Below are 14,691 nucleotides of genomic sequence, written 5' to 3'. Positions count from 1 at the left end.
ATTATGTTTATGAAACGATTGCTCGCAACATTATTAACTGCTTATTGTTCGTTATTGGTTGCCGATGACACAGAACTATTTGTGTCGGATGTCAGTGCGCAAAATGGAATAAGGCCTCAAGTTCTGATTATTTTTGATAATTCTGGGAGCATGAGAAGCTCTGAGGAAGTCGTAGCTGTGCCCTATGATCATACACAGGATTATGGGGCTGGTAGTAAGTCCGATCGCATCTATTGGACGAAACAGGGGGGAGAAGTCCCTGATACTGGTAGCAACCAATATTTTTTAACTAGTAAAAATAATTGTAATGCTTCTATTGCGTTACTTGCTAGCAACGGGTTGTACAACGGTAATGTGCGACGCTGGGTACCTAACAAAAAGTCTTCTAAATCACGCTGGAAAACATTATCTGGTAATAATGGTGATCTGTTTGAATGTAAAGAGGATTTTTCTAATGAAGATCCCACTAATCCGGCAACAACTGGTGATCCTGGCTTTCCGAGAAGTGGTAAAAATGGGCCTTATATTTCCACTGTAAACAGTGTGTTTTCGGGCAGTGATGCAGTCACCTTGTATTCGGCTAATTATATCTATTGGCATAAAAATAGTGGCAGTACTAGTAAAAGTCGTTTAGATATCGCTAAAGAGGCAATTGGCAGTTTGATCAGTAGTACTCCTTCCGTTGATTTTGGTTTAGGTATTTTTAATGCAAATAATGGCGATGGTGCGAGTGATAAAAATGGCGCACGTATTGTGGATAAAGTGATGTTACGTAATACACAACAATCACAGGATTTAATCGATAGAATTAACTCTCTTAATGCAGAAACATGGACACCATTATGTGAAAGTATGTATGAAGCATACCGTTATTACGCTGGTAAAGGGGTATATTTTGGAGATGATAATGATAGCGCGCTACCTGGTCGAGATATGACTGCTGAAAATAATGGGGTATATACCTCTCCATTTAAAAATTGTCAGGAGCGCGCCTATATTATCCTGATGACCGACGGTGAGCCAACCAAAGATGCCGCAGCTAATTCTTTAATTAGCACGTTAACAGGGCAAGGAAAAATTCAAGATAGCTTTATGCCTACGTTAACGGAGTGGATGAATAGCAGTGATATTGATGGAGAAGCAACAAATGGCGATCAGCATATTACTACTTATACGATTGGTTTTGGTAAAGACGCTGACGATGATGCTGGTGAGCTATTAAGTGAGACCGCAGTCAGAGGGGGGGGGGCTTATTATCCCGCTTCAGATGCAATTGCTCTGCAGAAAGCTTTTCAAGCAACTATTTTAGATATTTTAAATAGTTCATCAAGCCTTTCATCACCCGCTATTGCTAACAACAACTTCGATAGAACGCGTAGTTTAGATTCAGTTTATTACTCTATGTTTATGCCAAGTAATACATCAGTTTGGCAGGGTAATATTAAAAAATTAACGATGAATAGTGATGGTGTTTTAGTCGATAGACTTGGTGTGCCAGCTATCAATGCTGACGGGAATATTAAGGACTCCGCTTCTACCTATTGGGGGGGGGATCAAGATGGTAATGCCGTTGCAGAAGGCGGGGTTGCAGCCATGCTAGGTGATGTGACTAGCCGTAAAGTACTTAGTAATATTAACCCAACTACTTTGAAAGAACCTAACATTACAAACCTTAAGGCTTACTACTCTGTCGCTACAGACGCCGCTGTTGCGAGTGAATTAGGCCTAGATGAAACAGATCTAGCTGATACATTAAGTTGGTTGAAAGGAGTTGATGTTGATGATGATAATGGCGATAACTCTCGCGTCGATTATCGTAGTGATATATTTGCCGATCCCTTGCATTCTAAACCTCTTGCTATTACCTATACAGAAAATGGCGCTAATGTGGTGCGTTTATTAGTCGGTACTAATGCTGGATTCTTACATATGTTTACTGATAACGGTGATAGTGTCACTGAAAATTGGGCGTTTATTCCTGCAGAGCTTCTGAGCTTTGGGGCCTCTTTACGCGATGCGCCTGTATCAAGTGACCATCAATATGGAATGGATTTGTCACCTATTGCTATCAAAGTTATCGAAAATGATGGGGGGGTGAGTAAAATTATTGCCATTGTAGGGATGCGCCGTGGAGGGCAAAGTTATTATGCAATAGATATTACCAGCCCCGACTCACCGTCATTGGCATGGAAAATAGATGCTAGTACAAGCGGTTTTTCTGAGTTAGCTCAGACATGGTCGATGCCAAGTATTGGTTTGTTTTCCTATAAAGTAGGTAGTACCCCAACAACAGGTCCTGGGCTTGCGTTCGGAGCGGGTTATGACACTAATAAAGATAGTTGTATACCTTCTGCTTCAGAAAACTGTGATGATGTTGCTGGGCGAGGCGTGTTTATTGTTGATGCGTTAACAGGGAACAAAATTTGGTCTACAGGGGGAGCAACTTGTGCCACTGATGATGTTCATTGTATGCGAGATAGTATTCCTGGGCAGGTTGGATTATTAGATGCAGACAGCGACGGGTATGTTGATCGACTTTATGCTGGAGACTCCGGTGGTAACCTATGGCGAATGGATCTTGCAGGCACAGATACGAGTAAATGGAGCACTATTAAACTTGCTTCCTTAGCAAGTGATTCAACGACTCAAGATAGACGCTTCTTTACCGCGCCTGTGATTGTAAGAACCTATCAGAATAAAGTGAACAAAAGTGACCAAGACGTTTTCTCCTATGAAAAGGTTGCCTATGATGGCATTTTGATTGGCTCTGGTGATAGAGCCCATCCAGCCTCTAGTGTTGATGTTAACGATTATTACTTTTCTGTTCATGATTATGCCATTTTCCCAACGTTATTTGGTGAAACCGGTTTTCCCGAAAAGCCAACACCAATCAATATCGCTAACCTTTATAGTATTGAAGAGGATCCAGTCGGTAATTACAGTGGCTCGCAAATATTAGATGTGTTTGCAGACTTAAGTACTTATAAAGGATGGAAGTATGCATTTACAGGGATCGGGGAGAAATCATTAGGGCAAGGCGCTGTATTAGAAGGGACTGTCTATTTTACCTCGTTTGTGCCTAATTCAACGATTAATATTGGCTGTGGTGTCGGCGATCTAGGTTTAGGTTGGTTATATGCTGTTGACTTACACACAGGTGAACGTCGTTTTAAAAATGATAAAGAGGAAGCGATTGCTAAAGTAGATATTGGCTCCCGTGTACCTGATTCCTTAGTTATTCACGCTGGTGTTGATGACCAAGAAAAAAGCGTTATTCGCCTGTTAGGAGTAGGTCAAGGTGATAAACAGGTTGTCTATAATGAAGAAACTCAAAAAGAAGAAGTTATTTTTAAGGGAACGGTTGATACTAATACCGATATGATGCCTCGCCGTATCTATAGTTACTTTAAAGAAAACTAATTTTCAAACCTTGTCGCCTTATTGCTTAAGGCGACAAGGTTACAATGCAACAATGATTTTCTCATCTTTGTTGCAACAAACTTTACATAAAGAGCACAATATGAAAAACAGAGGATTTACACTGATAGAGTTGTTGGTAACTGTAATTATCATTGCCGTTTTAAGTAGTATCGCTTACCCAAGTTATATAAGTTATGTACAAAAAGCACGTCGCACAGAAGCACAATCTGCGCTTATTGATTTAGCTAATCGTCAGGAGATGTATTACCTTGATCACCGATCTTATGCTACTAATTTAGATACTGATTTAGGCATGGGAGCACATCCATTTATCACCGATAATGGTTATTACTCTATCCAGCCCAGCGGGTCTGTTTCTGCCGCTGTTGGCTTTACACTAACTGCAACCGCGATTGATACACAGGCTGCTGATAGTGACTGTGCAACGCTATCAATTACACATGATCAAGACAAACAAGCGACTAATGCAAATGGTACAAATTGCTGGAAATAGGGAGATTATAATGAAAACTAAATATTGGCTAATAGGGTTATTGGGAATTACGATCACCTCCTTTGCAACTGCAAAAAATGAGTTACGTATACCGATAAAATGTTATGTACAGATAGAAGACAACAGTAATATTGTGCATCAGTTTGTTAGTAATGAGAAAAACAGTAAGCAATTTGCCAGCCAACTAATTGGAAAACCTGTGTTCATGGTCGATGGCAAAACAGAACAAACAATAATTACTGTTTATGAGTGTGTAGATAATAAAAGTAACTTTAAGAATAAAGAAGCAATTAAACTAGAAAGAAATACCCCTTTTTAATTACAGTTACTAAATGTTTCACCGGAGATAGTTTTGGGGCGACCACTATAAGCCACTGAAACACCAATGCGTTCGTCTCCGGTGCAATATCTAAATATCGCTGAACTTCCTGTTATCTGTCCATCTGGCGTATAAGTAATACTGCTACTTGGGAAAACCAGGGTATCATTACTATTAAACTTATCCCCTGTCTTTAATAACACTTCACCACTGTCATAGCTGCCATTTCTATTGCTATCAATAAATATATCAATTCCCGAAATCCAGTTGTTAGTACACACGTTACTTTCAAGCGGGCAAACTGTTACATAGTTGAGGTAACTGACGGATTGGTTACGTGCAAATAAAAGGTTATTTTTAATACTGCTAGCGGCCGCTGTTAAACGATTATTTTGAATGAGGGTTTGAAATCCAGGAATACCAATTGTGATAAGTAACATACTAATAATTAATACAATAACTAACTCAAGAAGCGTAAAACCACGCGCAGCGTACATATCAAAACCTTATTCACTAAACACAATCTATGAGTGTAATCTTGTTTTTAATTTTCTGCCTGTATATTTGTCTCAATTCGTATTAAAGTAGAAAACAATTGTTCAATTAAGAGAGAGAATCATGAAAAAAATAGAAGCAATAATTAAACCGTTTAAAATGGATGATGTACGTGAAGCCCTTGCTGATATCGATATCACAGGTATGACTGTCTCTGAAGTAAAAGGTTTTGGCCGTCAAAAGGGCCATACAGAGTTATATCGTGGTGCCGAGTACATGGTTGATTTTCTACCTAAGGTAAAGATTGAGCTAGTAGTTAAACAAGAAGACGTGGAGCGTTGTATTGAAGCTATTATGAATACTGCACAAACGGGTAAAATTGGTGACGGTAAAATATTTGTTATGCCAGTTGAGCGCGTTATTCGTATTCGTACCGGTGAAGAAGATAATGAAGCGGTTTAAATTGTAACTGTTGTCTCACCTTTGCTGTCAGCATCTCGCTGACAGCAAGTATTAGTCAAACTGTCTTAATCAAATAGTGTCCAACGTTCACTTCTTCGAACAGTACGGCTTTTAGGATAATTTAGTTTTAATACCGCTAATGCATTCTCTTTAGGCTCCACTAAACCTAACTCATCGTAAGCATCAATCATAATATTCAATGCATCTTCAACTGACGCGGTATTAGGGTAATTATTCAATACTAATTTACTGCGGTTAATGGCTGCTACGTAAGCCTCTCGTCTGATATACCACTCTGCAATTGCAATTTCATAGCGTGCTAGACGGTTTTTTATATATACCATACGTTGCTGTGCATCTACTGCATATTTGCTTTTAGGATAAAATTTAATCAAGTGGTTGAAATCTTTGAACGCTTGTAATGAATGACTTGGATCTCGGTTAAAACGATCGATACCAAACATATTTTGGAAAAACTGTTGGTCAGTGGCCATATGCGTTAATCCGCGCAGATAATAGAGATAATCAAGATCCGGGTGGGTCGGGTTAAGGCGCATAAAACGGTCGATATTCGCTAAAGCGAGTGCTGTTTCATCACGTTTATAATAAGCGTAAATTAAGTCAAGTTGGACCTGATCTGAATGAGGGCCAAAAGGATAACGACTATCAAGCGCCTCTAAAACTTCAGTGGCTTTCTCATAATTTGCAGCATCAAGCTCTCTTTGTGCATCAGCATATAACTCTGCTGGTGGCTTATCTTCAACTTTAGGCGCGTCATTCTTTTTCGATGAGCAACCCACAGTAAAAAAAATAATGAAAACAGAGGTTGTTAATAGTCTGAGGATCTTGTTCATAAGTGTTATAATGCCTGTCATGCCTTTCTGAAAATCGGGTAGATAAGCGCACAGTATCTGCTATCGACTTAAAAAAGAAAAGTTAAAAAAGACAAAATGTGACAAGATTGCATTACAATGCGCAAATCACAGTTAATTAATCGCCATTAGCGTCATCAAGCATCGCGTTAAAAGAAAAAGAAGAGAAGAGAATATGAGTCAAGAGTTACACCTAACCGCAGAAGTAACCGATCAACAATTAGGTTTCCGCTTAGATAAAGCGCTCGCGTCGTTATTTCCTGACTATTCTCGTACTCGCATCAAAGAGTGGATTTTAGAAGGAATGGTACAGATTGATGGGGAAGTTGTGAATATTCCACGTGAAAAAGTGTATACCCATCAAGCAGTCGAAGTGAATGCCTTCCTAGAAGATGAAGTTGTATTTAAAGCACAAAATATCGAACTGGATATTGTCTTTGAAGATGAGCATATTCTTGTTATCAATAAACCTGCTGGTTTAGTTGTTCATCCTGGCGCAGGTAATCCTGATGGTACGGTATTAAACGCGCTTTTATATCGTTACCCAGAAATTGCAGAGGTACCACGTGCCGGTATTGTGCATCGCCTTGATAAAGACACGACGGGATTAATGGTGATCGCTAAAACAATTCCAGCTCAGACTCATCTTGTTGCGGCTTTACAAGAGCGTGAAATTACGCGTGAATACGATGCCATTGCGATGGGTATTTTTACTGCTGGTGGGCGTGTCGAAGCCGCGATTGGTCGTGACAAAGTTAATCGTGTAAAAATGGCGGTTGCAACGGTTGGCGGTAAGCATGCGGTGACACATTATCGAGTTGCTGAAAAGTATCGCGCACATACACGTTTACGTTTACGTTTGGAGACTGGACGTACTCACCAAATCCGTGTACACATGGCACACCTAGGACATGTATTAGCTGGAGACCCTGTATACGGAGGTCGCCCTCGTCCCCCTAAAGGTGCATCGGAAGAACTCACAACAACACTGCGTGCATTTAAGCGTCAAGCATTACATGCAACTATGTTACGTCTTTACCACCCGATTACTGGTGAATTGATGGAGTGGCATGCGCCAGTGCCAGAAGATATGGAAAAATTAGCTGCCGTATTGCGTGCAGATACTATTTTTTACGAAAAATAACCCCCTGAAGCTTTCATCGTTAGCCGGCAGTTCCCTACTGTCGGTTGATACTTAGTATTGTTGAGGAAGCTTTCATGCTTAACTTAATCACTCCTGCTTGGTCTGCCCCAAATCATATTAAAGCTTTTTCAACGACACGTATTAATGGCGTTAGTAAAGGACCGTATCGTGGTCTTAATCTGGGGGCGCATGTTGGGGATGATATTTCTCTAGTCGATCAGAATCGTATGTTATTCAATGAAGCCTTACCGTTAGCTTCCCCGCTCTGCTGGTTAAATCAGACCCACAGTACTTTATTGCTAAAGTTAAGTGCTGAAACAGAGCAATGTCTTGAAGCAGATGCCGCTTGGAGTAGCAATAAAGGGGTAGCCTGTGTAGTGATGACTGCAGATTGTTTACCAGTGTTAATAACAAATAAGCAAGGTAGTTTTGTTTGCGCTATTCATGCCGGCTGGCGTGGGCTATGTGATGGAATTATTGAAAAATCGTTACTACAAATTTGTCAAAAAATGGAAATATCTGCTCAGGAATGTCTCGTCTGGCTTGGCCCGTGTATCGGTAAAAAGTCCTTTGAAGTCGGTAGTGAAGTTAGAGAGCAGTTTATGCAGCATGATGCACGAGCAAAGTATGCATTTTCAGTATATCAAGACCGTTATTTAGCTGATCTGCATCAGCTCGCGCGCTTGCGTTTAGCGCCGTTTCAAGTCGCTGAAATAAGTGCTAGCGAACATTGTACGTTTACTGAGCCTGATCTGTTTTACTCCTATCGTCGTGATGGAAAAACTGGACGAATGGCCACGGTGATTTATATCGCCGCAGAAAGTTAAGGCCAACAGCTGGTAAACGCTACAATAGGCCGAGGGCGCTACATAATTAATTAAACGTCATTTTTTGCAGGTTTATTCGTACAATAATCGAACACACCCTTGAAATATATCAGCACTAACTACATCTAATAAGTACAGTTCAAACATATTAAACAAGTATGTTAGGAAAAGTATTCCTGGCATATGTTAGGAGAGGATTATGCGTTTAGATAAACTTACTAGTAAATTCCAGCTTGCCATTTCCGATGCGCAATCTCTCGCATTAGGACGTGATCATCAATATATAGAAGCGACACATCTTATGTTGGCGCTACTTAACCAAGATGGTGGCTCAATTCGACCTATACTCGCAGATCTTGAGATAGATCTTAATCGCCTTCGTTCGCAACTATCAGCTGAGCTTGAGCGCATTCCCGCTGTTTCTGGCATTGGTGGCGATATCCAGCTTTCTGCGCAACTTGGTACTCTGTTTAACCTTTGCGATAAATTTGCACAAAAAAACAAAGACAAGTTTATCTCTTCTGAGCTGTTTCTATTAGCAGCTTGTGAAGATAAGGGGGCATTGGGAAAAATACTAACGGATCTTGGGTTAACGAAAGAAAAGGTTAATCAGTCGCTTAATAAAATTCGAGATGGGCAAAATGTCGATGATCAAAATAGCGATGGACAAGAGCAAGCGCTTGATAAATTTACTGTTGACCTTACCGAACGGGCTGAGCAGGGCAAGCTTGATCCAGTGATTGGACGCGATGATGAAGTGCGTCGCATGATTCAAGTACTACAACGTCGCACCAAAAACAACCCTGTTATTATCGGCGAACCTGGTGTTGGTAAAACAGCCATTGTTGAGGGGCTTGCGCAACGTATCATTAATGGCGAAGTACCAGATGGTTTAAAAAATAAACGTGTTTTATCATTGGATATGGGCTCATTGATTGCAGGTGCTAAGTACCGCGGAGAATTTGAAGAGCGGTTAAAGTCGGTATTAGCAGAGCTTGCCAAAGAAGAAGGGCAAGTAATTCTTTTTATTGATGAACTTCATACTATGGTCGGTGCGGGTAAAACTGATGGCGCAATGGATGCCGGTAACATGCTGAAACCTGCGTTAGCACGTGGCGAGTTACATTGTGTTGGTGCGACTACCCTCGACGAATACCGTCAATATATTGAAAAGGATGCCGCTCTTGAACGCCGTTTCCAAAAAGTACAAGTTGATGAGCCTACGGTTGAGGATACCATTGCGATATTACGTGGTCTAAAAGAGCGCTATGAGTTACACCATAAGGTTGAGATCTCTGATCCAGCAATTGTCGCTGCTGCAACCCTATCACATCGTTATATTTCAGATCGTCAATTACCGGATAAAGCGATTGATCTGATTGATGAAGCCGCTTCAAGTATTCGCCTGCAGATGGACTCTAAGCCTGAAAGCTTAGATAAGCTCGGACGTAAAATAATCCAACTAACTGTAGAACAAAAAGCACTTAAAAACGATACCGATGACGAAACATTAAAACGTTTAAAAACCATTGAGAAATCACTTAAGACAACTGGTAAAGAGTACAAAGTATTAGACGAAGTGTGGAAAGCTGAGAAAGCAGCACTTTCTGGTACACAAAATATTAAAAAAGCACTTGAACAGGCAAGGTTAGATTTAGAAGTTGCCAGTCGTGCTGCTGACTTAACGCGCATGTCTGAGTTGCAATACGGAAAAATACCTGAGCTTGAAAAACAGCTCGACCTAGCAACACAGGCTGAAATGCAGGAGATGACATTACTCAAGCATAGCGTGACTGAAAATGAGATTGCAGAGATCTTAGCGCGCTGGACAGGTATTCCTGTAGATAAAATGCTTGAAGGCGAGCGTGATAAGCTATTGAAAATGGAGAAGCATCTACATAGTCGCGTGATTGGTCAAAATGAAGCGATAGATGCTATTTCCAATGCGATTCGCCGCAGTCGTGCAGGATTGAGCGACCCTGATCGCCCTATTGGTTCGTTTTTATTTTTAGGGCCGACGGGTGTAGGTAAAACCGAATCTTGTAAAGCATTGGCTAATTTTCTCTTTGATAGTGAAGATAATATGGTGCGTATCGACATGTCAGAGTTTATGGAAAAACATTCAGTTGCCAGATTGGTTGGGGCGCCTCCCGGTTACGTCGGTTATGAAGAGGGGGGCTATCTAACAGAAGCGGTGCGTCGTAAACCCTACTCAGTTATTTTGCTTGATGAAATAGAGAAAGCGCATCCAGATGTATTTAATATTTTATTACAAGTATTAGATGATGGACGCTTAACCGATGGGCAAGGACGAACAGTTGATTTTCGCAATACCGTGATCATTATGACCTCTAATATTGGCTCTGATATCATTCATGAGCAGTTTGGGCGAAATGGTTATGATGATGTGAAGGAGCAATTATTGACGATTTTGCGTGGCCACTTTAAACCTGAGTTTTTAAATAGAATCGATGAAACTGTCGTGTTCCATCCCTTAGCTGAGCAACATATTAAATCGATTGCCACTATTCAATTGCACCAATTACAAAAACGTCTTAAAGGCTTGGGCTACAACCTTACTTTCAATGATGCATCCATTGAGTTGTTAGTGAATGCTGGTTATGATCCTGTTTATGGTGCAAGGCCCTTAAAACGTGCTATTCAGCAACTACTAGAGAATCAACTGGCACAGCAGATGCTTTCAGAAGAGTTGCAAAAAGGTAAGAAAATATTAGTTGATGTGGTTGAAGGGAAAATAGCTTTTGTTCAATGAACGCTTTCAATCTCTTGATCGCTATTTAACCGACCTGAAACGCTTCTGGCAATTTGAAGCGTTTCATCATGGCGACTATCCATGGCAAGCAACAGATCCTGCTTTATGTGAGTTTTTAGATAACATCACCGAGCAGGAACTGTTAACTTATCAGCAATACCCCGACACATTACTGCCTCATTTAAGTGCTTTTATTGGAAATCTTTTAGCGTTAACCGATGAGCTCTTTTGTGTGCCTTTGTTGGCGCCTAAAGAGATAAAAACACCATTTTGGTTAAGTAATGGCATCAAAGGGCGAAAATGGTCACAAATATCAGCCTTTGCTAATCAGGTTAATAATCAAAATGAGATTGTTGAATGGTGCGCGGGTAAAGGCCATTTAGGGCGATTAATTAGTTGGCAACAGGAATTGCCTGTCACTTCGATTGAGTGGCAACAGTCACTCTGTGAAGCAGGCGAAGCTGAATCAAAAAAGATGCAACTCAATCAACATTTCAAACAAGCAGATGTATTAAAGGGCGAGGCAGATTATTATATTAAACCTGATGTCCACGCCATTGCACTTCACGCCTGTGGTGATTTGCACCTACGTTTGATTACGCTGGCTAAAACACAACAGCCAGCCCAGCTAACGATTAGCCCTTGTTGTTATCACCTGACGCAAAAGACAACCTATCAACCCTATTCGCGCGTCGCTAAAAACTCCCTCTTAGACATTAGTAAACAGCAATTGAAGCTGGCGGTAAACAAGCAGACCACAACAGGTAAACGGCAATCTCGTTTGAGCGAGCAGGAAGTATTGTGGCGTCTCGCGTTTGATGAGCTACAAAAGCAGATGTTAAAAACGGAACATTACTTTCCACTACCTAGTTTTCCTAAGGCATTATTATCAGGTCAGTTTAGTGAATTCGTTAATTGGGCGATGTTAGAAAAATCATTGCAATTTCAGCTACCGGCTTGCTTACAGCCTTTTCTTGAATTGGCACAGAAAAGAGTAAAAAAAGTACGTCGAATGGAATTACTTAGCCAATTTTTTGTACGCCCACTCGAGCTATGGTTAGTTTATGATAGGGCATTAGCACTTCAAGAGTCAGGTTATCAGGTGAGATTATCGACTTTTTGTGCCGAGAAAATAACGCCACGTAATTTATTAATACAAGCTAGGTTAACGGAGCAGTAAGTATGCTGGATGCAATTTGTGTTATTGACGAAAACAGTGAAAAAGTCTTCTCCATTTTTGAATTTAAAACATTGCCAGAAAGTGAAATAGACCGATTACGTTACACATTATCTTGCCCGGTTTGCCGGCAGAAAGCATATTTTAGAAAAGCATCGCGAGATGGAAAACAAGCTTGTTTTGGTAGTCGCTATCATTTGCCCGACTGTGCTGAATTTAACCCCTCAAAACGTAAAAGCGAAGAAGAAAAACAGGTCGCTGAGGTGGAAAACCTATTGCTTGAAGGCGATGCCTTACAGATAGACTTTAGTGCGCCCATTAGCAAAAAACGAGACACTGAATCGAGCGTTACAGCAAGCATCAAAACCACACCCGCTTTAAGTACAGTAAAGCAACAAGCTGAAATTAGGGTCAATAAGCAGGGACTTAAAAAACTGCTAGTGAGTTTATTACGGGGTAGTTCACTGGCAACTTCTGATGTGTGGGTATATACCAGTGAAACACATAAATGGCGTGCCAAGAATCTATTTATTCATGTCAATGATGCACAGCCTACTGATAATGGTGCACCAAGAATGTATTGGGGCACCATCGCGGATGCCGATAAAACCTTAAATTGGTTAAACCCTGCGGAAGAGCGCACTGTTTCTATCCCTATCAGTAAATATCGACAGGCACTTTTATCGCGCTTTGATATACAGGAGCCACGTGATCTCGAAGGGGCGGGGTTTATTATTTTTGCTAAATGCATTCAGAGTAAAGATAAAAAACGTAAATTTTTACAGTTATGGAGCAATGATGTGCAGTACTTTTATGTTTCTAAGGCACAGGAGCAGGAGTAAAAGAAGCTGGAAGGTTTGAAAGCTAGAAGGCTGTAAGCTGGAAGGTTTGGGGGCTGGAAAGTTAGAAGGCTTGAAAGCTAGAAGGCTTAGGGGCTGGAAGGTTTGAAGGCTGTAAGCTGGAAGGCTTAGGGGCTGGAAGGCTTAGGGGCTGGAAAGTTAGAATGCTTGAAAGCTGAAAGCTGAAAGGGGAGTCTTTGAGTTTGTCTAACAGCTGACAGCTAAAAGCTGGCAGCTATTAGACCGCGAGGTTTAACCCTCTACAATACCTTGGCTTGCTAAGTATTCTGCATAAGTACCTTGGAAATCAACGACTTTATCTTCTTTGATTTCGATGATACGAGTAGCTAGTGATGATACAAACTCACGATCATGAGAAACAAACAACAGCGTACCTTCATAGTTTTCAAGGGCTAAGTTTAATGACTCGATTGATTCCATATCCAAGTGATTGGTTGGCTCATCCATTAACAGGATGTTTGGCGCATCCATCATTAATTTACCAAACAACATACGGCCTTGCTCACCACCAGAGATGATTTTAACCGATTTGCCGATATCGTTTGAACCAAACAATAAACGACCGAGTGTTCCACGAACGGCTTGTTCGTCGTCACCCTCTTTCATCCATTGCGCCATCCACTCCATGAGTGTTTGATCTTTTTCAAATGCGTAGGCGTGATCCTGTGCATAGTAACCTAAGTTCGCGTTTTCAGACCATTTGAACTCACCCGCTTTTGTTTCGATTTCGCCCATTAATGTACGTAATAACGTCGTTTTACCAACACCATTTTGACCGATAATAGCAACACGCTCACCCACTTCAATCATGATGTTTAAGTCTTTAAACAATGTTGTGTCAAAACCCTGTGCGACATTTTCCATCTCTAATGCGTTACGGAAAAGCTTCTTCTCTTGTTTGAAGACGATATAAGGGTTAACACGGCTTGATGCTTTAACTTCTTCAAGTTGAATTTTATCCATCTGTTTAGCACGTGAAGTCGCTTGTTTCGCTTTTGAAGCATTTGCAGAGAAACGGCTAACAAAGTCTTGTAACTCAGAAAGTTGCGCTTTTTTCTTAGCATTTTCATTTAATAAACGCTCACGCGCTTGTGTTGCTGCCGTCATGTACTCATCGTAGTTACCCGGGAATAAACGAAGCTCACCGTAATCGATATCTGCCATATGGGTACAAACAGAGTTTAAGAAGTGACGGTCATGCGAGATGATAACCATTGTACATTGGCGTGCATTCAATTCTGTTTCTAACCAACGAATAGTGTCGATATCCAAGTTATTGGTTGGCTCATCGAGTAACATGATATCTGGGTTTGAGAAAAGTACCTGTGCCAGTAATACACGTAGTTTCCAACCCGGTGCTACTTCAGACATTAAACCGTAATGTTGTTCCAGTGGAATACCAACGCTAAGTAGAATTTCCCCTGCACGCGAATCGGCAGTATAACCGTCCATCTCTGCGAATTCAGTTTCTAAGTCAGCAACCTGCATCCCCTCTTCTTCACTCATCTCTGGCAAAGAATAGATGCGGTTACGTTCATTCATAACGGCCCACATCTCTTTGTGGCCCATTAAAACAGTGTCTAGTACTGTGTATTCTTCAAAGGCGAACTGATCTTGGTGAAGTTTAGCAATACGCTCATTTGGATCTTTACTGACATTACCCGCACTTGGCTCAAGATCACCGGTTAAGATCTTCATGAATGTTGATTTACCACATCCATTTGCACCGATTAAACCATAACGATTTCCTGTGCCAAATTTAACAGAGATATTTTCAAAAAGTGGTTTTGCACCAAACTGCATGGTGATGTTGTTTGTACTAAGCAAG

12 protein-coding genes are annotated in these 14,691 nt (G+C 40.9%); 9 read left to right on the top strand and 3 right to left on the bottom strand.

Annotation, left to right across the window (positions count from 1 at the left end):
- Window positions 1-3: 3 nt before the first annotated feature.
- The 3 genes from CW745_RS11330 (at window position 4) to CW745_RS11320 (ending at window position 4,253) form a co-directional block, all read left to right on the top strand.
- Entirely contained in the window at window positions 4-3,420 is a 3,417-nt protein-coding gene (locus CW745_RS11330; RefSeq protein WP_101108795.1) for a PilC/PilY family type IV pilus protein, read from the top strand.
- Window positions 3,421-3,520: 100 nt separating this feature from the next.
- Entirely contained in the window at window positions 3,521-3,934 is a 414-nt protein-coding gene (locus CW745_RS11325; RefSeq protein ID WP_101108794.1) for a type IV pilin protein, read from the top strand.
- Window positions 3,935-3,944: 10 nt separating this feature from the next.
- The gene (locus CW745_RS11320) at window positions 3,945-4,253 is read left to right on the top strand and encodes a TapY2 family type IVa secretion system protein (RefSeq protein WP_101108793.1); all 309 of its coding nucleotides are present in this window, start codon (window positions 3,945-3,947) and stop codon (window positions 4,251-4,253) included.
- Here the strand turns inward: CW745_RS11320 and CW745_RS11315 are convergent.
- Window positions 4,250-4,750, bottom strand: coding sequence for a GspH/FimT family pseudopilin (locus tag CW745_RS11315; protein WP_101108792.1), 501 nt, complete (start codon window positions 4,748-4,750; stop codon window positions 4,250-4,252). The genes CW745_RS11320 and CW745_RS11315 overlap by 4 nt on opposite strands.
- 121 nt (window positions 4,751-4,871) lie before the next feature.
- Here CW745_RS11315 and glnB point away from each other — a divergent pair, with 121 nt between their 5' ends.
- Window positions 4,872-5,210: a nitrogen regulatory protein P-II gene (gene glnB, locus CW745_RS11310; protein ID WP_101108791.1), complete on the top strand. Its 339-nt coding sequence runs from the start codon at window positions 4,872-4,874 to the stop codon at window positions 5,208-5,210.
- A 65-nt stretch (window positions 5,211-5,275) separates the two neighbouring features.
- Here the strand turns inward: glnB and CW745_RS11305 are convergent, their stop codons facing one another.
- Complete coding sequence (locus CW745_RS11305; RefSeq protein ID WP_101108790.1) at window positions 5,276-6,064, bottom strand: outer membrane protein assembly factor BamD; 789 nt, start codon at window positions 6,062-6,064, stop codon at window positions 5,276-5,278.
- A gap of 193 nt (window positions 6,065-6,257) precedes the next feature.
- Here CW745_RS11305 and rluD point away from each other — a divergent pair, with 193 nt between their 5' ends.
- From rluD to CW745_RS11280, 5 genes are all read left to right on the top strand, one after another.
- Window positions 6,258-7,226 (top strand): 23S rRNA pseudouridine(1911/1915/1917) synthase RluD, encoded by a 969-nt coding sequence (gene rluD, locus CW745_RS11300; protein WP_101108789.1) that lies wholly within the window; start codon window positions 6,258-6,260, stop codon window positions 7,224-7,226.
- 74 nt (window positions 7,227-7,300) lie between these two features.
- Window positions 7,301-8,053, top strand: a complete 753-nt coding sequence (pgeF, locus tag CW745_RS11295; RefSeq protein ID WP_101108788.1) for a peptidoglycan editing factor PgeF — start codon at window positions 7,301-7,303, stop codon at window positions 8,051-8,053.
- 199 nt (window positions 8,054-8,252) lie between these two features.
- Complete coding sequence (clpB, locus tag CW745_RS11290; RefSeq protein ID WP_101108787.1) at window positions 8,253-10,826, top strand: ATP-dependent chaperone ClpB; 2,574 nt, start codon at window positions 8,253-8,255, stop codon at window positions 10,824-10,826.
- Window positions 10,816-12,006, top strand: a complete 1,191-nt coding sequence (locus CW745_RS11285; protein ID WP_101108786.1) for a methyltransferase — start codon at window positions 10,816-10,818, stop codon at window positions 12,004-12,006. The genes clpB and CW745_RS11285 overlap by 11 nt, the downstream gene beginning before the upstream one ends.
- A gap of 2 nt (window positions 12,007-12,008) precedes the next feature.
- On the top strand, window positions 12,009-12,845 hold the full coding sequence (locus tag CW745_RS11280) for a hypothetical protein (protein WP_101108785.1): 837 nt from the start codon (window positions 12,009-12,011) through the stop codon (window positions 12,843-12,845).
- Between the two features lie 249 nt (window positions 12,846-13,094).
- Here the strand turns inward: CW745_RS11280 and CW745_RS11275 are convergent, their stop codons facing one another.
- Window positions 13,095-14,690 carry an ABC-F family ATPase gene (locus CW745_RS11275; protein ID WP_101108784.1) on the bottom strand — a complete coding sequence of 532 codons (1,596 nt, stop codon included), beginning with the start codon at window positions 14,688-14,690 and terminating at the stop codon, window positions 13,095-13,097.
- Window position 14,691 lies beyond the last annotated feature (1 nt).

It is taken from the genome of Psychromonas sp. psych-6C06, from assembly GCF_002835465.1.
Lineage (GTDB): Bacteria > Pseudomonadota > Gammaproteobacteria > Enterobacterales > Psychromonadaceae > Psychromonas.
The sequence above is the reverse complement of the archived record's forward strand: the minus strand, read 5'-3'. Positions and strand labels throughout refer to the sequence as shown.